Annotated in this window: 17 protein-coding genes and 3 pseudogenes; 17 read left to right on the plus strand and 3 right to left on the minus strand. The window is 60.2% G+C overall.

Features of this window, described 5'->3' with window-relative positions; all coding sequences use genetic code 11:
* Positions 1-47: 47 nt before the first annotated feature.
* Together murJ and SB771_RS26805 are read left to right on the plus strand one after the other, a co-directional pair.
* A complete protein-coding gene (gene murJ / locus SB771_RS26800; protein ID WP_244100491.1) occupies positions 48-1328 on the plus strand; it encodes a murein biosynthesis integral membrane protein MurJ in 1281 nt (426 codons plus the stop codon).
* 226 nt (positions 1329-1554) lie between these two features.
* The gene (locus SB771_RS26805) at positions 1555-3099 is read left to right on the plus strand and encodes a mannose-1-phosphate guanylyltransferase/mannose-6-phosphate isomerase (protein ID WP_175662075.1); all 1545 of its coding nucleotides are present in this window, start codon (positions 1555-1557) and stop codon (positions 3097-3099) included.
* 159 nt (positions 3100-3258) lie between these two features.
* Here SB771_RS26805 and SB771_RS26810 read toward each other — a convergent pair whose 3' ends face one another.
* Positions 3259-4062 (minus strand): Crp/Fnr family transcriptional regulator, encoded by an 804-nt coding sequence (locus SB771_RS26810; RefSeq protein WP_175662074.1) that lies wholly within the window; start codon positions 4060-4062, stop codon positions 3259-3261.
* Between the two features lie 793 nt (positions 4063-4855).
* Here SB771_RS26810 and SB771_RS26815 point away from each other — a divergent pair.
* Complete coding sequence (locus SB771_RS26815; protein ID WP_175662073.1) at positions 4856-5044, plus strand: hypothetical protein; 189 nt, start codon at positions 4856-4858, stop codon at positions 5042-5044.
* 118 nt (positions 5045-5162) lie between these two features.
* Here the strand turns inward: SB771_RS26815 and SB771_RS26820 are convergent, their stop codons facing one another.
* Positions 5163-6533 carry an MFS transporter gene (locus tag SB771_RS26820; protein ID WP_126224773.1) on the minus strand — a complete coding sequence of 457 codons (1371 nt, stop codon included), beginning with the start codon at positions 6531-6533 and terminating at the stop codon, positions 5163-5165.
* Positions 6534-7139: 606 nt separating this feature from the next.
* Between SB771_RS26820 and SB771_RS26825 the strand changes: the two genes are divergently transcribed.
* The 5 genes from SB771_RS26825 to SB771_RS26845 all read left to right on the plus strand — a co-directional run bounded on the left by SB771_RS26825 (position 7140) and on the right by SB771_RS26845 (position 12308).
* Positions 7140-7943 (plus strand): transporter substrate-binding domain-containing protein, encoded by an 804-nt coding sequence (locus SB771_RS26825; protein ID WP_175662072.1) that lies wholly within the window; start codon positions 7140-7142, stop codon positions 7941-7943.
* A 4-nt stretch (positions 7944-7947) separates the two neighbouring features.
* Positions 7948-8682, plus strand: a complete 735-nt coding sequence (locus SB771_RS26830) for an ABC transporter permease (protein WP_175662071.1) — start codon at positions 7948-7950, stop codon at positions 8680-8682.
* Positions 8679-9446 carry an ABC transporter permease gene (locus SB771_RS26835; protein ID WP_175662070.1) on the plus strand — a complete coding sequence of 256 codons (768 nt, stop codon included), beginning with the start codon at positions 8679-8681 and terminating at the stop codon, positions 9444-9446. Before SB771_RS26830 ends, SB771_RS26835 begins: the two co-directional genes overlap by 4 nt.
* Before the next feature lie 26 nt (positions 9447-9472).
* Entirely contained in the window at positions 9473-10855 is a 1383-nt protein-coding gene (locus SB771_RS26840) for an LLM class flavin-dependent oxidoreductase (protein WP_175662069.1), read from the plus strand.
* Between the two features lie 368 nt (positions 10856-11223).
* Positions 11224-12308, plus strand: a protein-coding gene (locus SB771_RS26845) for an IS3 family transposase (protein WP_175662068.1) whose coding sequence is annotated in 2 segments (ribosomal slippage) — positions 11224-11476 and positions 11476-12308 — 1086 coding nt in all. Because the reading frame shifts where the segments join, the coding sequence is not laid out codon by codon here.
* Positions 12309-12719: 411 nt separating this feature from the next.
* On the opposite strand, the pseudogene SB771_RS26850 reads toward SB771_RS26845, so the two are convergent.
* Positions 12720-13037: pseudogene (locus SB771_RS26850) on the minus strand (transposase); the annotation flags it as partial.
* An 880-nt stretch (positions 13038-13917) separates the two neighbouring features.
* Here SB771_RS26850 and SB771_RS26855 point away from each other — a divergent pair.
* The 9 genes and pseudogenes from SB771_RS26855 to SB771_RS26895 form a co-directional block, all read left to right on the plus strand.
* The gene (locus SB771_RS26855) at positions 13918-15000 is read left to right on the plus strand and encodes a 3-deoxy-7-phosphoheptulonate synthase (RefSeq protein WP_175662067.1); all 1083 of its coding nucleotides are present in this window, start codon (positions 13918-13920) and stop codon (positions 14998-15000) included.
* Positions 15001-15184: 184 nt separating this feature from the next.
* Positions 15185-16189 (plus strand): reactive intermediate/imine deaminase, encoded by a 1005-nt coding sequence (locus SB771_RS26860; RefSeq protein WP_175662066.1) that lies wholly within the window; start codon positions 15185-15187, stop codon positions 16187-16189.
* Positions 16179-17075, plus strand: a complete 897-nt coding sequence (locus SB771_RS26865; RefSeq protein ID WP_175662065.1) for a glutathione binding-like protein — start codon at positions 16179-16181, stop codon at positions 17073-17075. The genes SB771_RS26860 and SB771_RS26865 overlap by 11 nt, the downstream gene beginning before the upstream one ends.
* A gap of 17 nt (positions 17076-17092) precedes the next feature.
* Positions 17093-18268 carry an MFS transporter gene (locus tag SB771_RS26870; protein WP_175662064.1) on the plus strand — a complete coding sequence of 392 codons (1176 nt, stop codon included), beginning with the start codon at positions 17093-17095 and terminating at the stop codon, positions 18266-18268.
* Positions 18269-18437: 169 nt separating this feature from the next.
* A complete protein-coding gene (locus SB771_RS26875; protein WP_175662063.1) occupies positions 18438-19853 on the plus strand; it encodes a phenylacetate--CoA ligase family protein in 1416 nt (471 codons plus the stop codon).
* A 127-nt stretch (positions 19854-19980) separates the two neighbouring features.
* Positions 19981-21843 (plus strand): asparagine synthetase B family protein, encoded by a 1863-nt coding sequence (locus tag SB771_RS26880; RefSeq protein WP_175662062.1) that lies wholly within the window; start codon positions 19981-19983, stop codon positions 21841-21843.
* A gap of 234 nt (positions 21844-22077) precedes the next feature.
* A pseudogene (locus SB771_RS26885) lies at positions 22078-22462 on the plus strand (transposase); the annotation flags it as partial.
* A 58-nt stretch (positions 22463-22520) separates the two neighbouring features.
* Positions 22521-23108 (plus strand): shikimate kinase, encoded by a 588-nt coding sequence (locus SB771_RS26890; RefSeq protein ID WP_175662061.1) that lies wholly within the window; start codon positions 22521-22523, stop codon positions 23106-23108.
* A gap of 392 nt (positions 23109-23500) precedes the next feature.
* Positions 23501-23908: pseudogene (locus tag SB771_RS26895) on the plus strand (hypothetical protein); the annotation flags it as partial.
* Positions 23909-23990 lie beyond the last annotated feature (82 nt).

The following is a 23990-nucleotide window of genomic DNA, read 5'->3' on the forward strand; positions in this document are numbered from 1 at the left end:
ACCATCTGCGGATCGCGCGGGGCGCGATCTGGATTTCGACGTTTGTCTTGCTCGGCAAAGTCGCGGCCGCGCTGCGGGAAATGGCGATCGCCTACCACTACGGCATCAGCCCGGTCGTCGATGCCTACCAGCTCACGTTCAACCTGATTACATTTCTGCCGGCGGCATTCGTCGTCGGGCTTCAGATCATGCTGGTACCCACGCTGGTCGGACTACGCACGCAGCCCGTACGCGAGCAGGCACGCTTTCTGGGCGAATTGCAGATGGTGGCGCTGGTGTTCGGCAGCGTCTGCGCAACGGCGTTGCTGGTTGCGTGGCCCTGGATGCTCGGACTGTTCGAGCGCAACCTGTCCGGCCAGACGCGCGAGATGTCTCGCGCGATGATGATGACGATGAGCCCGATCGGCATCCTGATGATGACGATCTGCGTGTTCGCGGCGCGCCTGCAGGCGCGCGAGCGCCACATCAACACGTTGCTGGAAGCGCTGCCTGCCGTCGTGGTGCTGCTCTTCCTGATCGTCTGGCGGCAAGGGAATTCGCCCGCGCCGCTGATGTGGGGCACGACGATCGGTTTCCTGCTGCAAGCGGCATGGCTCGCCGCGCTGGCGCGCGCCACCGACGGTGTGCAAACCCGCTTCTTTTTTTCGCTGCGGTCGCCGCAATGGTCGCGCAACTATCGCACGGTCGGCATGTTCATGCTGTGTCAGCTCGTGTTGAGCCTTGCGGTGCCCCTCGATCAGTATTTCGTCGCGGGCCTCGGCGATGGCGCGATCGCGACGCTCTCCTATTCAGGCCGGCTGATTGCGCTGCTCGAAGGCGTCGGTGCGATGGCTATCGGCCGCGCGACATTGCCGGTGTTCTCGGATATCCAGAGCAACGGCGAGCCGGCGAGGGCACGCGAGATGGCGCTCAAGTGGTCGTTCCTGATGCTGGGCGTTGGCGTGCTGGTGACGGCGATCGTCTGGCCGCTCGCGCCGATCGTCATCAAGCTGATCTTTCAACACGGCGCGTTCACGGATGCGGACACGGCCACCGTCGCCCATCTGGTGCGCTGGAGTCTCGTGAAGTTGCCGTTTTATTTCGCACAACTGGTGCTGCTGCAGCTGTTCGCGAGCGAAGGGCGCCTGAAGGCGTTGGCCGGCATGGCCATCGTGTGCTTCATCGTCAAGGCGCTCGCGAACGTCGTGTTGATCCAGTGGCTCGGCATCGTCGGTATCGTGCTCGCATCGGCGGCATCCGCCGCGAGCGCGTTCGCCTACCATCTCTCGCTCATGGGTTGGGACCGGCACGTTCGAACGGTGACCCGGAGCGGGAAACGAAAGTCATGATCGTCATCCGTTCACTGCGCGGCCGTGGAGCGGTGGCGGCGACCTGATGAACCACGCATGTCGCGAATCGAACGTCCAGTGTGTCGTTACGCACGGTCTGCGAAATCGATGCGACTTAGAGTGAATGCATGAAAGGGCGGGCGCGATCGTCCGGAAAGCATCGCGCGTCCGAATGCGCTTCAGTCGCGGGAGACAGCGGCGCGTTCCTCGACAGCGGAGCAATACCATGTCATCACTGCAAGTAGAGACGTGCGACCTCGACGAAGGCCGGCAGCCGGAGTGCGGTCCGGTCGTCGATCAGTCGACGGCGCCGGTGCGTACGCGGATTCTGCCGGTCATCCTGGCCGGCGGTTCGGGCACACGCCTATGGCCGGTTTCGCGCGAGCATTATCCGAAGCAACTGATCGATGTCGTCGGCTCGGATTCGTTGCTGCAAGCCACCGCAACGCGAATGACCGATCTCCCGGCCGGCTGGCAGGTGTCGGGCTCGCCTGTCGTCGTGTGCGGCGCCGATCTTCAATTCCTGATCGCCGAGCAACTGCGCGCGGGCGGGATCGACGCGCGGTTCATCGTCGAGCCCGTGCGGCGGGATACCGCGCCCGCGTTGACACTGGCGGCCTCGTTTGCATGCGCGGCCGGCGACGACGCGATCCTGGTCGTCATGCCGTCCGACCAGTTGATCAAGGACACACCGGCGCTCAAGCGGGCCGTTGCCCTGGCCGCACGCCATGCGGAAGCGGGAGCGATCGCGACGCTCGGTGTGCCGCCGACCCACGCCGCGACTGCTTTCGGGTACATCTGCGTCGGTGCCGCGATTGGCGACGGCGCGCACCGGATCGAGCGGTTCGTCGAGAAGCCATCGGCGGAGCGCGCGGCCGAGTACCTCGCGGCGGGCGGCTACTGGTGGAACAGCGGCATCTTCGTGTTGCGCGCGTCGGTCTGGCTCGCGACGTTGCAACGGCTGCAGCCGGACATGCACGAGTCGTGTCTTGCCGCGTTCGTCGCCGGCGCGTCCAGCGGCAGCGTCTTCAATCCCGAGCCCGGCGCGTTCGCCCGCGTCGACGCGAACTCGATCGATTATGCGGTCATGGAGCGCATCGGCATGCCCGAATCGGAGTGCGACGGGGTCGTCATACCGCTCGACGCCGGCTGGTCGGACCTCGGTTCGTGGGATGGCGTGTGGGACGCGCTCGACAAGGACGATTGCGGCAATGTGGGGCGCGGACGCGTCATGTTCGAAGGCGCGGCTTCCACGTACGCTCATTCGAACGGCCGCCTCGTGGCGTGCGTGGGTACCACCAATGTCGTCGTGGTCGAAACGGCCGATGCGGTGCTCGTGGCCGACCGGGCGCACGTGCAGGACGTGAAGCGGCTTGTGGCGCGCATCAAGGCGGAGCGGGCGCCCGAGGCCGATTCGCATCGCAAGGTGCATCGCCCTTGGGGCTTCTATGATTCGATCGATCGCGGCGAGCGTTTTCAGGTGAAGCATATCGTCGTGTCGTCCGGTGGGCGGCTGTCGTTGCAGATGCATCACCACCGTGCGGAGCATTGGGTCGTCGTGCGTGGCACCGCGCTCGTCACGCGCGGTGACGAGCAGCTGCTGCTCACCGAAAACGAGTCGGCCTTCATCCCGGTCGGCGTGCGTCACCGGCTCGAGAATCCGGGTAAAGTCCCGCTCGAGATCATCGAGGTTCAATCGGGCACGTATCTGGGCGAAGACGACATCGTTCGTTTCGACGACAGCTATGGGCGCTGCGACTCGCACACGTGATGCCGGATGAAGCGCTTGCGACGTCCGCCGGATCGGCGTCGCTCGCTTTGTCCTGGTGCCGCGCCTGCCGGGGCGGCGGTTGGTCGCGGCACGGCAACGCCGCGCCGACGCGCGTTCGCGGCGCGGCGCGGCGCACCGCTGCCGCATTTCGCATGCGGGTTAGACAGAGGGGCTGTGCAACGGTGTGAGGCCGCAAATCGCTTCGCCCTCCGGGCGCCCGACCGTACCTGCGTCGGGCAGGGCCGCGCGGTGCCGATGCGGCAACAAGCGGTCGAACTCGCGCTTGACGAGTCCATAGCATTCGCAGGCGTTCGCTTCGAGGCCGTTGCGATCCAGCACCCGGATATGGCCGCGGCGATGGAGGATGAGGCCTTCGCGATGCAGCTTTCCGGCCGCTTCGGTGACGCCCTCGCGCCGCACGCCGAGCATTTCCGAGATCAGTTGCTGGGTGACCGCCAGTTCGTACGAGTCGACCCGGTCGACCTCGATCAGCAGCCACCGGCAAAGTTGCTTGTTCAATGAATGGTGCCGGTTGCACGCGGCCATCTGCGCGATCTGGGTGAGCAGTGCGTGCATGTAGAGCAACATCAGGCGCTGCATGCGCTCGGATCGCGCGAAATGGAGCCGGAGCGCCTGCGCGCTCATTCGGTACGCGAAGCCGGCGTACTGCACCTGGACGCGGTTCGGCATCGCTTCTCCGCCGGTCAGGACGGGCACGCCGGTCATGCCTTCGCGGCCGACTGCGGCCACCTCGACGGAGCCGCCGTTTTCCATCATGTAGAGGATGGAGATGACTGCCGTGGTCGGGAAGTAGACGTGATGGATCCGTTGCCCCGAGTCATATAGCAACTGTTCCGCGCGCAAACGAACGAGTTCGAGGTGGGGGGCGAGCGCTTGCCATTCATCGTATGGCAGTGCGCTGAGGAGGTGGTTGCCGTGAAGATCCGATTGCAGCGCCAACATGTCAAGTTCTCCATCCGAAGCCGCATGTGACGCAGCTTGTTGCATCCGCATCCGGTTTGCACGGCTAGCCCTGATCTGCCGGATGAACGGCGACCAGGGGCAGTACCGTGCGATTCAACGCTATGCGGCCCCGATGCAGATGCTGAATTTATCGAGCAAGTGGCTAGGTTTAAAGCTAGAAACATGCCAATCGAACGGAAAGCAAGCGCTGATATGGTGCAACGAGTTGTCCGTGCGAGCGCTTGCGGGAATACGTACACCGACGATTGCGTTGTGTTTCAATTTCGAACGCCATTTTCCGGCGAGCGGCGCGGCGATCTTCCCAATGATTCAACGGAGGTGGTTGATTCGATTGGGTTTCCATGGCGAAGACCCGCGCACGTCCGCTGCGCACCGCACGTCAGGCGGCTGCATCTGCAGCAAATCGGCATCCGGCCGGGATCGAATTGTTTCAGAAGTGTTCACGGTGGTTTCCCTATGGCGGACCGCAGGATTCGATGTGCGGTGGGGGAGCGCCGGGTGCCTGTGTGTGTACCGCGGTCTGTCCTGACACGGGATCGATCTCCCCGGCGCACTGGCCGAGATCGGATGTCCCGCGGCCATTTGGGTAAACGTGCATCACCTTCTGCGGAAGGAAATCGCGGTCAATCGTGCCAGGCGTTATCGTGGTTGCGTCCGCAAGTGTCGGCTGCGGACGCAAGCGTGACCGCGTCATCGCAGCGACATTTTTCTCGCGTAAATCTATCGCACTTCGTCAGTCGGCGGGGTACCGTTTTCTCAAGGAATACCGACCATGGCGGCAAAACGCCTTCGCATCAACATGATTACCCGTCGCCAGTCGACGTTCGATGGCCGGCATCTCGACACCGAGTCGGCACGCCGTTTCGACGCGCACGCGCAGGACGCGACGCCTGCTCATCTGAAAGGTACGCAGGGCGCCGTGGCTGAATGGCAGCCGCGCGTGAAAGTCAGCGAGAGATAACCCGGTCGTCTCGCGGCGCGGGCCCCGCGGGTCGGCTCACCAAAGGAGCTGCGATGCGCCCGCGGCGCCATGGGATCGCGGCTGCCGCCGTCATCGCCTGCCTGATCTGGCGAATTCGTCAAGTCACCGGCGGCGCGTGCTCATGATCCCCCAAACCCCGAGCGTCGTCGTATTCCCGCGAAATATCCTTGTTCGTGTAGTCCCCGAGCTTCGATGCGGCAACCACGCTCAGCACCGCGCACACCAGCACGTACGCCGCGATCGCATACCCCGAGTGGTAGTAGGCAAACAGCGCCGTTGCGATAAGCGGTGCCGGGCCGCCGGCAATGACCGAAGCGAGTTGATAACCCATCGACGCCCCGCTATACCGCAAGCGCCCTGTGAATGACTCGGCAATCAATGCAGCCTGCGGTCCATACATCATCGAATGCGGGACCAGCGACAACACGATGGCCGCGAATATCCATACCGGATTCCGGCTATCGACCATGGCGAAGTAGACGAATCCGAACACGCCGGCGGCAGCCGCACCGATCATGTACATCCTTCGCCGCCCGATCAGATCCGACACGTGCCCGAACAGCGGAATGGTGAAGAACTCGACCACGGATGCGACCAGCACCGCCGCCAGCAGCAGTTCGCGCGTGACGCCCAGCGCCGTGATCCCGTACGTGAACACAAACGCCGTATAGATGTAGAACGGCGCCTGTTCAGCCATCCGCGCAAACGCCGACAGCACGATATCCCTCGGCTGCTTGCGCAGCACTTCGAGCATCGGCGTCTTCTCGATCCGGCGCTCAGCCAGCAGCTTCGCGAAGATCGGCGTCTCGAGAATATTCAGCCGGATATAGAGTCCGATCGCGACCAGCACGATGCTGAGGAAAAACGGCACGCGCCAGCCCCACGCGAGGAAAGCGTTGCCGGAAAACCAGCTCATGGCCAGCACGGCAAGGTTGGCGAGGAACAATCCCGCAGGCACGCCGAACTGCGGCCACGACGCGACGAAACCGCGATGCGTATTGGTGCGCGCCCACTCCATCGACATCAGGACCGAGCCGCCCCATTCGCCGCCCACGCCGACGCCCTGGATGAAGCGCAGTACCGTGAGGATAACGGCGCCCCAGATGCCGATCGCGGCATAGGTCGGAACAAAGGCCACGGCGAACGTGGCGAGCCCCATCAGCAACAGGGTCACGATCAGTGTGGCCTTGCGTCCGATGCGATCGCCGTAATGGCCGAAGATCGCCGCGCCGACCGGCCGTGCGACAAAGCCGACGGCATAGATCAGGAACGCCTGCAGCGTGCCGACGAGTGGGTGGGATTGCGGGAAATAGAGCTTTGCGAAGACCAGGCCGGTGACCGTGCTGTAGAGGAAGAAGTCATACCATTCGATCGTGGTGCCTATCGTGCTGGCGATGACGGCGCGATGCAACTGGCGCCGGGCTTCCTCGTCGGAGAGGGGCGTGGCCGCGGATTGCATGGCAGCCATTTTGATATCTCCCGAAAAAGGGCGATAGAGAAATAAACCTTACGCCCAGCGACAGGATCCTGCAAGCAGCAAGCTGCGAATTTTTCCACGGCGTCCGGATGTGTTTATTCAGCCATCCTTATATATCACGATATGACATATGGTTGCCATTCGCCACTGGTCCGATGGAGTTGGCCTGATGTTCGAAGTGAACGCACGAGGAACCGATTTGCGAATCCACGGTATTCCATATCCGGCCGGAGCGTTTCGATCTCGTTGTGCGAAGCGGTGTGGAAGCGAAGTTCGTTGGCTGAGGCATCGCTAACTCGACGTTCGCCGAAATCAAGAGACGGTGGAATTCAAGGCCGATGGTTCGAGGAGTCTTTGCCGCAGACAATCATTCGGTCGACTGTTCTTGCACATGAATCGTCGCCGTCGAGCTGCAGCGATTTCGACGGCAAGGCGCATGGCCGGAGGCATCCGGCACGTATGGCAGTGGCATATCTCACGATCAGATATCTATCGAAAAAATAACCATTTGGTACACGCATCGGCAGGCACTAAAGTCACGCATCCCGATGCCGGTGCGACACCGGTGACTTCGATGTTATCTCGGAAGCCTGCCAAATGAATCGTTTGATGTATTCAACGGTCCGCCGTGCTGCGGCCGCACTGTTCGTCCTCGGTCTTGTGCCGGCAGTCCATGCGACCCAGCCGGTACTGCGCGTCGGGATCGACGCCGAGTCGTACCCGCCGTTCTTCTCCAAGGATGCAACCGGCAAGTGGAAAGGCTGGGAAGTCGACCTGCTCGAGGCCGCATGCGGCAAGCTCAATGTGCGCTGCGAAGTCACCGACATCGCGTGGGACGGGCTGATTCCGGCGCTGCAAAACCGCAAGATCGACGTGATCTGGTCGTCGATGACGATCACCGGCGAACGGCAGAAGGCGATCGACTTCAGTCGCGCCTATTACGAATCGCCGACGGTATTCGTCGGCGCGAAAAGCGATCGACGTCGTATCGATTGCGCGGTGCCCGCAACCTTCAAGGATCGCGTGATCGGCGTGGAAGCCGGCACGAATTTCTCGGCATTCCTCGATGCACGCTTCAAGCGTGACGCGCAAATCAAGGCGTTCGATAAATTCGACAACGCGCTCGCGGACCTGGTCTCCGGACGGGTCGACTACGTGCAGGAAGCGAAGGGCCTGTTCACGGCGTTTTTGTCGTCGCGCGACGGAAAGGATTTCGAGGTCAAAGCCGCCTGCGGGGACAACCCGGTGCTGGGTCTCGGCGTCGGCGCGGGCGTGCGGCAAGGCGATGCACTGCGCGGCCGGTTGTCGACCGTGATCGCGCAACTTCAGCAGGACGGCACGTGGGACGCGATCACCGCGCGCTATCCGAACCTGAAGGGCACGATCGAGAAGGGCCGGTGAGCGGATGGCCGCGGATGATTCGCTGCTGGCATTGCTCGCGTTCGGTGACGGCGGTTACGGCCGCATCTTTGCGAGCGCGTTCGCGCTGACGCTTGGCGTCGCCGCGTCGTCGTTTGGCGCCGGGACGCTGCTCGGCATCGCCGGCGCGCTCGGCAAGCTGTCACGGCACGCGTCGCTCGCGTGGCTCGCACGGATTTACACGACACTCGTGCGCGCGCTGCCCGAACTGTTGTGCCTGCTGCTCGCGTTCTACGCGGTCGCGCCAGCGCTCGAGGCCGTTCTGCACCGCATCGGTGTCGTGCCCGACGGTTTCGCATTCGATCCGTTCATCGTGGCCGCGTTGTCGCTCGGCTTCATCCAAGGCGCCTATCTGACCGATATATTCCGCGCGGCGCTCGTCAACGTGCCGGTCGGGCAGATCGAGGCCGCACACGCATACGGAATGAGCCCGTGGCAAACCTTGACTCGCGTCCGGCTTCCGATTGCGGCGCGGCTCGCGCTGTCCGGCGTCGGCAACGTGTGGCTGAACGCGACCAAGGACGCTTCGTTCATCAGCGTGCTGGGCTCGTTCACGGATCTGCTGAAGGCGAGCCAGCTCGCCGCCGGTGCGACGCGGCATTACGTTTTCTTTTACCTGGTCACGGCGGCGCTGTTCCTGGTGATGAGCATCACGTCGACGGGGCTTTTCGCTCTGCTCGAGCGGTACGCTAATCGTGGCACGAGGCGCGCCTCCGCATGAATTTTTCTCTGACGTTCCTGCTCGACACGGTGATGCCGAAGCTGCTCGCCGCGGTGCCGACGACCCTGGCGTTGCTGCTGTTGTCCGGTATCGCCAGCGTGGCGATCGGCATTCCGCTCGCGCTTGCGGCGGGTTCGCGTCACGCACCCTACCGCTGGCCCGCGCGCGGCTGGATCATGCTGATTCGCGGCACGCCGTTGCTGGTGCAACTCTACCTGCTGTATTACGGCTTCGGCCAGATCGTCCCGCGCGAATGGATGCGCGACAGCTGGGCGTCGCCTCTGTTGCGGGACGCGTACTGGTACGCCGTCGTCGCGTTGAGCGTGAACGAGGGTGCCTATGTCGCGACGATCCTGCGCGGCGCGATTGCCGGCGTGCCGGCCGGCGAGATCGAGGCCGGCTATGCATACGGAATGACGCGGGCGGGTGTACTGCGCCGGATCGTCGGGCCGCGTGCATGGCGACTCGCGCTGCCCGCGCTCACCGGCGAAGCGATCCTGCTGCTGAAATCGACCGTCCTCGCGTCGACCGTCACGGTGTTCGACGTGATGGGGACGGCCAATACACTGCGCTTCGAAACATTGCGAGTGTACGAACCGCTGGCCGGCGCGGCGATCGTCTATGTCGTGCTGGTCGCGCTGCTGACGATTCCCGCCGCCCATCTCGAGAAACACCTCAACCGCTACCTGACGCGCGTGCCCGACGATCGCATGCCCGCACGGCGCCGCGGCACATCGTCCGGCGCGTGGGCGGCACCCAACTGATTCCTCCTTTTGCACTGAACACGACGATGTCCGATCCTCGCCCCTTGCTGTTTTCCCTTTATGAACAAGCCAGCGTCGGCTGCGGCGGCGCGCCGAGCCTCTGGACCCATCCCGCCGATGAGCGACTGCGCGCGAATACGCTTGCGTACTGGTCGGATCTCGCGCGCAAGGCCGAGCAGGCCGATCTCGACATGCTGTTCTTCGCGGATGTGCTCGGTCTCTATGACGTATATGGCGGGTCGGCCGATGCGGCACTGCGATGGGCGGTGGAGTTGCCCGCGAACGATCCGATGATGCTGATCCCCGCGCTTGTCGCCCAGACCGAGCGGCTCGCATTCGGCGTGACCGCGAGCACGACGTATGAGCATCCATTCGCGCTCGCGCGGCGCTTCAGCACGCTCGACCACCTGAGCAACGGCCGGATCGGCTGGAACATCGTGACATCCTACCTGACAAGCGCAGCGCGCAATTTCGGGCTCGACCGGATGATCAGCCACGACGAACGCTACGCACGTGCGGAGGAGTTCCTCGACGTCGTGTACAAGCTGTGGGAAGGGAGCTGGGCGGACGACGCCGTTGTGGCCGACAAGCACGAACCGCGCTACGCGCGCGGCGATCGTGTGCGGCCGATCGAGCACGTGGGGAGCCATTATCGCGTGCACGGTCCGCATGTCTGTGCGCCGTCGCCGCAGCGCTCACCGGTGCTGATCCAGGCCGGCTGGTCGGGGCGTGGGCGTGAATTCGCGGCGAAGCATGCCGAAGTGGTGTTCGTCGCGAAGTCGAATCCACTCGAGATTCGCACCGGCCTCGATGAAATCCGGCGGCTGGCGGTCGAAAACGGCCGTGCAGCGGAGGATGTGAAAGCGCTCACCGTGCTGCGCATCGTGACTGCGCGCTCGTCGGCCGACGCGAAGGAGAAGTACCACGCGCTGCAGCAGCACTATCACCTGCAGGCGCAACTCGTCAGCTATGCGGGCGATACCGGCATCGACATCGACCGCTATGCGGATGACGAGCCGCTGACCACGCAAACCGAAGGGCTCACGTCCTACGTCGTGCGGCCGGACGGTAGCGGCAAGGCGCTGACCGCTGGCGACGTGCGGCGCAAATTCGCGAGCGTTACGCGCGGCACCGATCTGATACTCGTCGGTTCGCCTGACGAAGTTGCCGACCAACTCGCCGAGCACGCGCGGCAGTCGACGACGAGCGGCTACATGCTCAATCCACTGATCAGCCGAGGCACGCTCGATGATTTCGCCGAATTGATCGTGCCGGAACTGAAGAAGCGCGGCCTGTACCGGATGACGCCGCCGGCCGGTACCTTCCGCTCGCGACTGAGCGCCCGCGATCGCCTACCGAATAGCGCCTATGGCGCTTCATTCCGGCAATCTGGCGAGACCGGGCGCTGACGAACGCAACGTTTCGTTGGAAGGCACTTACGCCGGCATGGAGCCTAGGCTTCGACTTGTCCAAGCCTACCAACTGAGTCCTTGGCTAGCCGAGGGGTGAGGCGAGTGTCTTCAATAGAAGACGAAGAGCCCGACGCCTGTCGTGCCGGATCGTCCGGGCGGGAAGGATCGATCGTGGCCTTGGAAACCAGCATATCGGTGCAGCACCCAGTCTTGCAGACTCGACTCATCGTGGAAGCTGCCTGCGGGTCCATAGCGGCACCTGTGGAAATGCGTGTGGTTGGGATGTACGATTTTTCGCCCGCTAAAAAAGTATATGGTTGGAATGTAGGGGTCGGAAATCTATGCGGTTGGGATGTAACCTTGTCATGAAGAAGTCGCGGTTCAGCGAAGAGCAGATTATCGGGGTGCTGAAGGAAGCCGATGCTGGCATGAAGGTCGCGGACTTGTGCCGCAAGCACGGCATATCGGATGCAACGTTCTATAACCGGCGTAGCCGCTACGATGGCATGGATGTGTCGGAAGCACGGCGATTGCGGCAGTTGGAGGAGGAAAACCAGCGACTCAAGCGGTTGGTAGCGGACCAGGCGCTGGATATCCAGGTTCTGAAGGACGTGCTCGGAAAAAAGTGAGTTCGCCCGCGCAGCGCCGGGAATTCGTGCAGCAGGTAATTGAACAGCACGACTATTCGGAGCGCCGGGCGTGCGCGCTCATTGGCCTGAATCGCCGAACGTTCCGGCGGCCGGCGCCGCCTGACGTCGACCACGAAGTGCGGCAGCGGCTGCGCGAGCTGGCACAGGAGCGACCACGGTTTGGCTCGCCGCGCCTGCATGTCTTGCTGCGTCGGGAGGGCCTAGTCCAGAACCACAAGCGGACTGAGCGGTTGTACCGCGCAGAAGGTCTGTCGCTTCGCCTGAAACGGCGAAAGAAGCGCCCGAGTCATCTGCGCGTGGTGATGCCGACGCCTAACGGCGCAGACGAAAGCTGGGCGATGGACTTTGTTGCTGACGCGCTGGTGCATGGCCGACGTATTCGCATGTTGACCATCATCGACGCGTGGAATCGCGAGTGCCCGCACATCGAGGTCGACTTCTCGCTGACGGGCGTTCGGGTCGCGCGCGTGCTGGAGCAGCTACGTCAGCAGGGACGGCAGCCTAATCTGATTCAGGTCGGCAACGGGCCAGAGTTCGTCAGCAAGGCGCTCGATGCCTGCGCGCACGAACATGGCGTCAAGCTGCAGTTCATCCGTCCAGGTAAGCCGGTGGAAAACGCGCACATCGAGAGCTTCAACGGACGGCTGCGCGAAGAGTGTTTGAACCAGCATGCGTTCGTCAGTCTCGACGATGCACGCACGCGAATCGAAGCGTGGCGCACGGACTACAACTCGGTGCGCCCGCATAGGTGCCTTGGGGCAACTGGCGCCGGACCAATTCCAGCAACTGCATCAACCTAAAAACGGCGAGCCCACTAACTTACGAATGGTGTACTCGGCGGGGTAAGGTCAGCTCAACGACGGCATTCTGAGCATGATCCAGACGCCGCATGAGTGGGTCTTCGACCAGAAGTACTTGGTGTATTGCTTCAGATGTCTTGTTCTGAACGACGCCGATGTCACTGCATCACGGTGGAAGAGGGAGTGGCTCGATCCGTCAGCCGACTACTGCCGGGTGCACCACAGCCTGCTCGAGACTGTTCCGCAATCGATTTTCGCCAACGCTCCGAATTTCGACGCCGCGCTGCGGGCGATATCACGTTATCGATGCCCACCGCTTAGGCCGAGCAAAACACTACGCTAGCAGTATTAGTGAACATTGCTAGCACTCCTTTGGGCACGGCTAGCATTGATTGTGAACTCCTACAGATTCCACACCGCGTCTTCGATCGACAGGCCGACGAACCAACGGAACAGAAGGTTATACGAGATCTGCTCGACCAGTTGCCGCTCGCTGCGAATGCTGTACAGCACCTGAAGTAGCATCGCCCGCATCAGCTTCTCCGGCGCAATGCTCGGCCGACCGCCTTTGATGTCCGCTTCGTACATCGCCGAGAACTTGGCATCCATATTCGACAGCGCCTCGTTCATCCAAGTCCGGATCGGGCGCAGCGGATGCGTTTGCGGTACGAACTCCTCCAGTCTGACTGTACTGAACAGGGATTCGTTGTAGCTGTCGGTGCCTCGCATGCTGCCTTCGTGCCTTGGGATCGGGTTGGCTACATCGTGACGGATCGGCGGGGGTATTTCAACGGCCTGTTAGGGTCAATTTATGAGGTGCACCGACACATGAACGAGATCCGCCGAACACGCACCAAATTTGCTTGGCAGCGATTCTTGTCACGGAATCCACCTTCTGGCTGCACATTTAGCCAAACATGCGTGCACCACGTACGATTTGTTCGTTTTTATAAATTATCAAACACAAAATTTGAAAATATCAAATCGGACATTTAATGATTGAAGGGGCGGCTTATGTGCCGTGCTTCACTGACCTGCCTGATTTCTTCAGGTCATCCCAGCCTTGGAGAACGGCCTCGCGCGACGAAATACAGAATTTCGCCTTGGTAAAAAAACAACTTGGTCGATTTATAATTCGAAATTACCGTACGCGGCTCAATAGAATGTTTATGTAATATCTCTTTCAATTAAATAACGAATGCGGCGGCGCAAAAAAAGCTTGACAGGGTTTGATCGTGGAGATGATCATTGCAATTAAGTAAAACGAATTTCATTCACGCTGAGAGATTCCACAGGGCCAATTTATCTCCCGTTTTTGGGAGAATCCTCGTCCTGAGTACGGGAGTTCACTTATCGTCGCTCGCACTCTCCTTGATGTGTCAACTAATATATCGATGTAAGTGCGGCGGGGGATGTCAACCAACCGCCGAGTTGCCTCAGTATGAGTGTCAGGTGATTTTTGTAATTAATTTCGGTGTCGCGCAGTCCGAAAAGATCGTCTTTGACGTGAATGCAATTCTTCAAAATAAATACGAAAATTCGGTGGATTGGTAATTTTTACCACTTTAAATCCACTCGAGAGTTCGCTCTTTATCTTAGGATTTTCAAAATGCTATCGGATGCCAATAATCACTTTGGCAGTAATGCGGTGCGGCTGAGCTCTCCATTGGAAATGATCGATGCATATCCTGCGACGCGTGATATGCTGCGTTACGTCGAGCAGGCCCGGACACGCATCGGCCATCTGTTGAGCGGAAACTCAGACAAACTGTTGGTCATTACTGGCCCCTGCTCGATACATGACGTCGATGCCGCGCATCGGTATGCGCAATATCTGATCGAGGCGCGCAGGGAGTTTGGCGATGAGCTAGAAATTCTGATGCGAGTTTATTTCGAGAAACCGCGCACCGTGTCGGGATGGAAGGGATTCGTGAACGATCCGCATCTTAACGAGACCTACGACATCGAATACGGTCTGCGTAACGCGCGCAAACTCTTGGTCGACCTCACAGGAACCGGCGTTCCGATCGCGACGGAACTCCTCGATACGCTCGGACACGGATATTTCTCGGATCTGATCAGTTGGGGCGCAATAGGTGCGCGGACTGTGGAATCGCAGGTGCATCGGGAGATGGCGTCAGGTATGCCGTTCCCTGTCGGCTTCAAGAATCGCACCGACGGCAATGTCAAGGTCGCGGTGGACGCGATACGGGCAGCGGCCCGCCCGCATCACTTTCTGGCCGCGGGCGAGGACGGCCGTTACATTAAACGGAGCACAGCGGGCAATCCCGAGAGCCATCTGGTGTTGCGCGGCGGCGAGACGCCAAACTATGACGCTGTGAGCGTGGATGTCGCATGCGCGATGCTGGCCTCGCACGGACTATTGACGCGTGTCGTCATCGACGCGAGCCATGGCAACAGCGGCAAGAATCATGAAAATCAGTCGGCGGTCTGCGAATCGCTGGGTTTCAGAATTGCGTCCGGAGACCGACGGATCGCCGGCATTATGATCGAGTCCAATATCATCGCCGGTAATCAGCCGCTCGTTCCGGGCGAGCCCCTCGCGTTTGGAAAAAGCATTACCGATGGTTGCATCGGTTTGCCCGAAACCACGTGGATTCTAAGCAATCTCGCACAATCCGTCAGGTTGCGTCGGGAGATTGCCTATGACGTTAAGCCGGTTCGGGCTTGACGCGCGCCGTCACGCCTTTTTTTACCGCTTCCGTGTCTGATCAGACGAAATCAGCGTCGAAATATATCATCGACTGAGTCGTTATTTTTAAAAACCTAACCGATTAATATTATTATCGGAATGGCGGGGCTTTTTCGATTCAAATTTAAACATTATATTTTAATGAAAATTTAGGCCTGCATTTATGGAAATTCAAGAAACCTTGAACGTGACGTACGATCCGCCGGAAACCATGCGCTATGGCGAGTTGGTCGAGATCAATTTCAATTCATCACGCAGCGGAATCAAGCTGGAGCAGGGCCGGATCAAAATAGATATTCCCGGTTTGGGCCCGATCGTACGGGAAGTGTGGTCCTTGGGCCAGGAATCGAAGCTTCCCGTCGAATATGGCCGCGAGGATGCCATCGTCTGGGGGGATACCGGCACGTCTTTCGTGTGCGCTGTGCAGATGGATGATGAAGGTGTGCTGGCCAGCTCCGTCGCGCAGCTTTATCGTCGCGCGCTCGACATCATCAAGGCGAAGGGTTACTCGCATCCATATCGAATCTGGAACTACATCGGCAACATCAATGAGCCGAATTCGAACGGACTGGAGCGATATCGCGATTTCTGCAAGGGCCGCGCGGAAGGCTTCGACACCTCTAAGACTCCGTTCAATGACCTGCCCGCGGGCACCGGCATCGGCTTTGCGTCCGGAGGGGTCACCGCGATTTTCTTCTCGTCGAGGCAGGGGCACTTCTTTCATATCGAAAACCCGCTTCAGATGCCTGCCTATCACTATCCGGATCAGTATGGTCCGCGGTCGCCGTCCTTCGCGCGCGGCACGATCCATGCGCTCGTGGGCGAGGCACGCCTCTTTATCTCCGGTACGGCGAGTATCCGGTCGCACGAAACCATCGGCTCGACGGTGGACGAACAATTGAAGATCACCTTCGAGAATCTTGAAACCCTGGTCGAGAACGGTCGGCAGAAGTTGATTAACGAGGGCCGCCGGATCCGTGGCGGACATTTCGAGTCTGTAAAGATCTACGTCCGACACGAGCGTGATCTGCGCTACGTGGCGGATCAGGTTCGTGAGCACTTCCAGCTTGGAGCGGATCTCGCTCCAGCCTTGCTGTCCGACATCTGTCGCGCGGACCTCCTGCTGGAAATCGAGGGCGTCTATCAATTCTCGCTTTATGAAAACTGATTGCTTCTTGCCGCCGGAAAACTATGTGCTGGGGATTCCCGGCGGCCCGATCCTACCGCGGCAGATCTTTCGTTCGCCGCTCATGGAGCGTCGCCTGCAAGCCGGCACAAACCGCTATAAATTGGTCTATTCGGCGGTCGCGCCGTCCGGGCAGAAACTTGCGCTGACCGTTGCCTGCGCGGGTTTGCTCGATGAGATTGGTGTCCTGTGCGTCGAGGAAGGCAAGCTGTCGCATACACGGTCTGATGGCGCCGATTCGCTCGTGTGGACGCCATTCGATGCAGCCGACGCGGTGATCATCCAAATCGCGCGGCAATACCGATTGCCGGCGCTCGTCGATCTGGAGACGCGCTCGGTCGTCAGCAATGATCCGTACGCGTTGCCGTACAAGATCATCCTCGACCTCGGCAGCGAACACGACGGTAACGATGATGTCCTGAATGCCGCCCGTATGCGCTGCGAAGATCATGTCTCGATCGAGCAGGACCTTTTCTACAACCTGCACACGGCAGTCTACCGGTCAGGATTCTTGGACGGTCAAGCCTCATACGACACCGAAGTAGCCAAGGTCTACGACTACTTGCACCGGCTGGACGCGACCCTGGCTAACGAGAGGTATCTAGCCGGCGACGCGCTGAGTATCGTCGACTTGTGGCTGTTTAGCCTGCTGATCCGTTACGACAACATCTATGCGACAGCATTTCGCTTGCACAAGTATCGGCTCAGGGACTTTTCCAGAATCTGGCGGTACGTTCGACAGCTATACCAAAGGGAGGCATTCCGTCTGACGACCAACTTTGATGTGATTTCAAGAGGCTACTTCCTGGGTATCCCGGCACTCAATCGTGGCGTGGTGCCTCGCGGGCCGGATGACCTGTTCTTGTAAAAAAGTGGAAAGATGAAATGAAACTGAAGTTAATCGTGTTGTGGGCGACTCTGTTCGTGATCGGCAGCGACGGCTTCGTCATCGCCGGCCTGTTGCAGGATATTGCCAGCCACACCGGCGTTTCGGTGTCGACGGCCGGCCAGCTGATCACGGTGTTCTCGTTGGTCTATGCAGTGTCTGGTCCGATTTTGGCGTCCACATTCGGCAATATCGACCGCAAGCATCTTCTGATCACCGCGATGCTGGTATTCACCGCTGGGAATCTGCTGATCGGCGTGACGAGCGATTACGGCGTAATAGTGGCGGGCCGCGTCATCGCTGCGCTTGGCGCCTGCCTGGTAACACCGACCGTCATGATGATCACCGCGATGATGGCTCCGGTGGAGCGCAGGGGCAAGTACATGTCCTATGTCATTGGTGGCATCACGGTCGCCACAATCGTCGGCGTGCCGCTTGGCACCTTTGCTGGACATCTGCTCGGATATCGGTCCGTGTTCTTCGCGATCGCGCTCGGTTCCGTGCTAATCATCGTCCTGCAACTGGCGATGTTTCCACGAACGCCTTCCCCGTTCAATGTGCCACTGGCGGCCCGGCTCAGCGTGCTGAAGCTGCAAGGAGCGAAAAGAACGCTGCTCATTACGTTCCTGGTGTTCCTTGGAGCGTTCACCGTGTACTCGTATGTCTCGGTCTATTTCGCTGGTCGCGCGGACGTCTCGGTGGGCGAGATCGCCGAGATCCTGCTTGCGTTCGGTATCGGCGGGAGTATCGGAAACCTGTTGGGAGGGCATCTTACCGATCGGTGGGGTGCAAAGAAAACCGTGTTTGTCAGCGTCTCTGGACTGTGCGTTTCGTTCGTGTTGATCAGCCTGTTCGCCAAGGAAATTTCGACGATTCTTGTGCTGACGTTCCTCTGGGGCGTGTTCGGATGGCTGCTTGCACCGGCGCAACAACACCGCCTCGTAGGCATCGGCAAGGAGCGTTCCCAATTGCTGATTTCGCTTAACGCGTCGGGAATGTACTTCGGGATAGGCGCGTCGGGGATCGTTGGAGCGCTCGTCATCCGGCATCTGGGGCCGGCGGCATTGACGTGGGTTGCCGCGACCGTCGCCGTGCTGTGCGCCGTACTGGTGATGACGCTTTACCAGGACGAGCATGCGGTGCTCGAATCGTCAGGCACGCAGCGTTCGTCCTGAAGAAACGTATCGCCGGATCGCAGCGCTTTTCCGTCCGGATTCGCGACATGACGCCTCTAGTCGTCGTGAGATGTCGCACATTCATCATCTTGACAGCCATAGTGAAGCCACTGGACCGACGGCAGGCGCGACGCCTGTCGTTCGGTGAGGGTTCTGGGAGGGTATGACGATGCATCAGAGTCTTGCGGTTCGAGAGCATGTCAACGCGCTGGTGCAAAGCCAGCAGGATCTTATTCGAAACTGGGACGCGGTAAATCCGGACGAGTATTATCTTCGCCGCCTGCGCACCGTGCTGTCTGCAGCGCTAGCGCTGCCGTTCTATGGCGAGCTCTACCGGAACAGTGGTGTGCCCCCCGTAGACGGGCTGTTCGACGGGCACGCGACCTATTACGACATCCTTGGAAAATTGCCATTCATGTCCAAGGCCGAGAGCCGGTCGGTGAGCAACGACGTGCTCGAGGTCAATCGCGGCAAGCTGATCAACTACTTCGAGACGTCGGGGACGACTGACGTGCCGGTCTCGGCGCCGAAGGCGCTCGACGATCTGGTGCTGAACACGGTCAATTTCGGCGAAGGCTGGTCGTCGTTTCTCGATGCAAGCGATTCGGCCGTGATTCTCATCAACACGCCGCAAGGGCCGGCGGCCTTTCAGTTCGAGAAAGCACTGAACTATCTCGGGATATTCACTTTCAGGACCTGGGTCGATACGGTTCGGAACGATTATGGCAGAGTGATCGAGACGATCGCGAGGATTCGTCCGACCGTGTTTGCAGGTGCGCCGTCGCAGCTGCTCAATCTGTATGAATTCGCCAGCATCAGGAAGCTGGCGCCGCCGAAGTTTAGGAAGGTCTTGCTGACTGGGGAAAACTCCAGTGTCGCGCTGAAAGCGCGGATCGGCCATCTGACTGGCGCGAGCGTTTTCGATGCGTCATACGGTTCCTCGGAAACGGGAACGACGGCCGTGGCGATCTCCCCTGGCACGATGAAGCTGCAGGAACACAGCTACATCTTCGAATTGCTTGACGCCCAGAATGCATCGTTGCGGCCGTCAGGAAAGCTCGCGATCACGGGCGAGTTAGTCGTGACGTCGCTCGATAACCTCTCCAAGCCGCTTGTCCGTTATCGCACCGGCGACCTGGTCACGATCGAACCGCTCGCATCCGGAGGGAAGACGCTGGTTCCCATGGGTCGACTAAGCGACAACCGGAAATTCGAATGGCTGAATGCGGATCAGGCGACGATTGAATCGCTCATCTGGGGACGCGACGGGCGCGTTCGCATCTTCAACTATGTGATCGCGCGCACGCCGGAACAGGTCCATTTCCTCGTCACCGGAGACTACGGTAGCAGCGATGCGTTGCGTGATGACGTGCCAGAGCTCAGGCGCTCGTTTCCGGAGGCGTCGATCGTGCTGGTGCCGAAGCTTCCCGAGATCGCGAGCCTCGGGTCCGCGATCGGCTGGAAGATGTCCCGCATCCACGACCTGACGAAGTCCTATGACGAGTATCCCGCGCATACCGCGGGCGCGATTCAGGAGCTGAAGCGGTTTGTCGAGGCAGTTGAAGCATCGACTGCCAAGGTCTGAATCAGCAAGACGCCAAGGCGCCCGAAGGCACCGACGGGGTGATCGTCAAGGTGACACATCGTCCTGGAAGGGAAACCCTCAACGCCGGAAATTAACTTACGCAGTTGATCGTAACGGGATATTAGTGATGAGCGCGATTACATTTGTGTGGAACGAGATGCCGGTGATCAATGGCATCACGAATGAGAATTTCGTCAGGAATGCGCTCTCTGCCATGACCGGGCGAGCGCCTGGCACTGTCGACGTTCTGGCGCAGGGCCGGCATGCCGTCTTTGGCTTCAGGAAGTCCCGGCCGCTCGCGAAAGGTCCATGGCAATCGGACGGAATTGCATCGAGAATGATCCATGGCCAGCAGATCACGCTGGCGATCAGCGGCTTCATCGATAATGCGGAGGACATATCGGGCAAGTTCGGCCAGCGCGACAAACCGGGGGCGAGCTCCGTCGCGGATCTGCTGATCGATCTGTATCTGGCTAATGGGCGGGATTTTGCATCGGAAATCGGTGGATCGTTCTCGATTGTGATCCGGGACGAACGGCGCGATGAGACGCTCCTCGTTCGGGATCGATTCGGCATTGAACCACTGTATTTCTGGGTCGGCGAGAACGGGACGAAACTGATCGCCGCGTCCGAGCCGAAGGCGATCATCGAGGATCGAGAATTCAAGCGTGTGTTCGATGAGTCCGCGATCACGGACTTGCTCAACTCGACCTCCCGGATTCCGGGCACGACGGTGTACAGAAACCTCAATGAGGTGCGTCCGTCTGAAGTCCTCACTTTCAGGCGGGGTTATTTTTACAGTGCGCGATATTGGTCTCTGCCGCTAAGCTTCGGCCGCCCGTCGGATACGGAAGAGGTCTCCAGCACCCTTTCGGATCTGCTGCATCAGGCGGTGTCACGGCGGGTGGACACGTCGCGCAATGCACAAGCCTTTTTGCTGTCCGGTGGGCTCGATTCGAGTGCGATCTGCACGCTGGCTAACCGGATCGCGCCAGATCGAGAAGGCTTGCGTACCTTCTCGTTTACTTATCCGGAAGACGAGGCGGACTTTCAGTCCGACGCGCTGCACATCACGTCGGACAGCCCCTACGTCGACATCATGGCTCGCTTCCTCGGATCCCGGCACGAGAATATCGCCATTACGAATGTCGACTTCAGGCTCGCGCTCGAAGAAACGGTTCACGCGCGGGACCTGCCGGGCGTGGGAGACCTGGACGTCACGTTGCTGCAACTGTTCAAGGGCCTGAGATCGCGTGGCTATACGGAAGCATTCTCAGGGGAAGGCTCGGACGACACCTTTGGTGGGTATCCGTGGTTTCACGGAGAAGCAGTGGAACCTACCCGCTCGTTCCCCTGGCTGAAGGGAACCGAGGCGTCGAAGTTCCTGAACGGTGGCTTGCTCGAACGGATCGACGTAAAGGACATCCTGCGCGAGCGCTGGTCGGCTGCGTCGAGCGAACAGCCGTATCTGCGATCGGTGGATCGATTCCAACAACACATGGATCAAGTCTTCTACATGGAGATCACGCGATTCCTGCCGTTCCTGCTCGATCGTGTTGACAGAATGTCGGCGGGCGCGGGTATTCGGGTCCACCTGCCGTTCCTGGATCATCGCCTGATCGAATACGTGTGGTCGCTCGATTACAGCAGGATCAAGACAGTGGGCGGGATGGAAAAGGGAATCCTGAGAAAGGCACTCGAAGACAAGCTGCCGTCCGACATCACGCAGCGCAAGAAGAGCGGGTTCGCGGTCACGCGGAACGCGCGCTATCTGTCGGCAATTCGAGATTACCTACTTGAGAAAGTGATCCACGGCGATACGGCCACACGCGAGATCGTCAATATCGAGGCCCTCAAATCGATTCTTGAAGGCCCGTCGTGGTTCGACGGCACGTTTAGCGCGCCACCGATCCTGCCTCGCATCGTGCTGTTCGACATGTGGATCAGGCGCTATGGCGCGGCGTTCGAATCGGTGAGGGATGCGGGCTGAACGGCAAGCGCTGCCCGCCGACGCGCCTGACGCCGCGTGGCACTCGCCCGTTGCGGGCCGGTCGATTAGAGGTGAGTTTAAACACCGCGTGAGGAGACTGGTTACTCCTTCGGCGAGTTGTCAACCTTGAGCACGGGAACAGCGTAAGCCCAAGGACGGAAGCGCCGATCGTTGGCGACGAAGTTTGGATACTGATCGGTCCATTGTTGTCACCGGCGAAGCGTCGTGCGAAGAGCAATCCCGACCGGCGCGAACGCCAACGACAGAAAACATTTGCCGACGCTCGTTGAGGCAATTCCGTCAATTCGCGGGGTCCGTGGCAGGTCAGTTCGGAAATCGGGCGCCGTCTACGCTGATCGCGACTACGGCTCCACAAAAGCACCGAACTGCACTGTGTGAGCAGTGGCAACATGCCCATGATCGCAAAGCGCTGGACCGAACGCGACAGTGGGCTTAGAAGGTATCGGTTGGTGGTCGAATGGACGCGCCCTAGCTCCATAGTTTCCATCGTTTTCGCGTGCGCTGCGAACGATGGACCGATATTCACGAAGCATTCTTGAAACTTGGCTGCTCGCTCGTCTGCTGGAACGTCTTCAGGCAAGCTGATCACGGTTTTTGAACTGGCCTCGTAGAGTATCCAATCATTTCCTCTGCCGTGTTATTCGGGTGCCACGAACATGTCTCTCAATTCTCAGTCGGAAGCAGCTCTGCACGCCGCTCTCGGCGAGCGCTGTATTGTGCTGATCGGCATGATGGGATCAGGAAAGACATCGACAGGCCGGCTGCTAGCGGTGCGGCTCGGGCTGGATTTTGCCGACTCCGATGCCGAAATCGAAGCGACCCACCGCATGACAGTCTCGGAAATTTTCGCTACGTACGGCGAATCCTATTTTCGCGACAGTGAGCGACGGGTTCTCGGTCAGATCCTGAGCGAGGGCCCGAAAGTTGTTGCGACTGGCGGCGGTGCCTTCATGAATGCAGAGACGCGCGCAAGAATCCTGGAGAGCGGGGTGTCGATCTGGTTAAAAGCCGATTTCGACGTACTGATCCGCCGCGTGCAGCGGCATGCCAACCGGCCGCTTCTGCAAGTTCCCGATCCCGAAGGCACCCTGCGCATGTTGATCGATGACCGTTACCCAATTTATGCTCAGGCTGACGTGACGGTGGTGTTTGACGACGGACCGCCTGAAATGGTTGCGGCGGAAGCCATGCGGATGTTGATGTCCCACTTGTGCAGTGAAGAGTCCTGGGGACGGGCGAGTTGACTTGGGGCGACATGTAAAACTGGGCCCTCACGAGCGAGGCCGCGCACGCACCCGGCGCCATCATACCGCTCGGCATCTCGCCGATTGCTTCGCCCGCGAGCGTGTCGGGATTGCCACACTTGTAGCACTGACCTGTCCCACCCGATCAGTCGAAAGCGTCGCCGAGGATGCGAAAGCTGACAAGTAAAGATCGCTCATCTGATAATGAGAAGTTATTCCTCCCGGCCTCGCTATTGAGCCGATTTACGCCGCGCCTCCTCTAGAACGGCAAATGAAAGGACGTCGCTTGCCCTAGGGCGTGCGTCAGGTGATCGCGGGGGAGATCCTCGCTGGTGCAAAGCGGGTTGAGTGTCGGCGAAGCTGGCCGGCGGGGGCTGGGGCAATGGTGCGCTAACCAACAATGGCGCGGCCGCAGATTCTTCGACGATTGGGCCGCGTCGAGTGCTGGCCGTGCTGGCGAGCGCGTGTGTCTGCGGTGGGTGTTCAGCACCGAGGACTATACCGATTCGCGCAGCGGCCGCGACATGAATTTCGTGCCGCGCTGGACCCATACGCGCAAGATCGCCGGGCTGAAGAACACCGCGAAGCTCGACGTATACAGCCTCGCCGGCAAGCTGACGCAATTCGACGAGCGTATCGGCCACCGGTTCGCCGGGTACTTCTACGGCCTGCACGGCAACCTGATCCTGAGCGGACAGATGGAACGCATGCTGGAGGCCGCCGAGTCGGGCCTGATCGTATTGCCCGAACACGACTACCAGGTGCTGCGGCGCTGGGGCGACGATCAATATGGATTTTGACGGGGATCTCTGCGATGGCCAGCGGACCCCAAAAAGTTGGATCACGGCGGCCTGCACTGGACGCAGATGAAGGTGACGCGTC

Source organism: Burkholderia sp. SIMBA_051, from assembly GCF_046534915.1.
Classification (GTDB): Bacteria; Pseudomonadota; Gammaproteobacteria; order Burkholderiales; family Burkholderiaceae; genus Burkholderia; species Burkholderia ambifaria.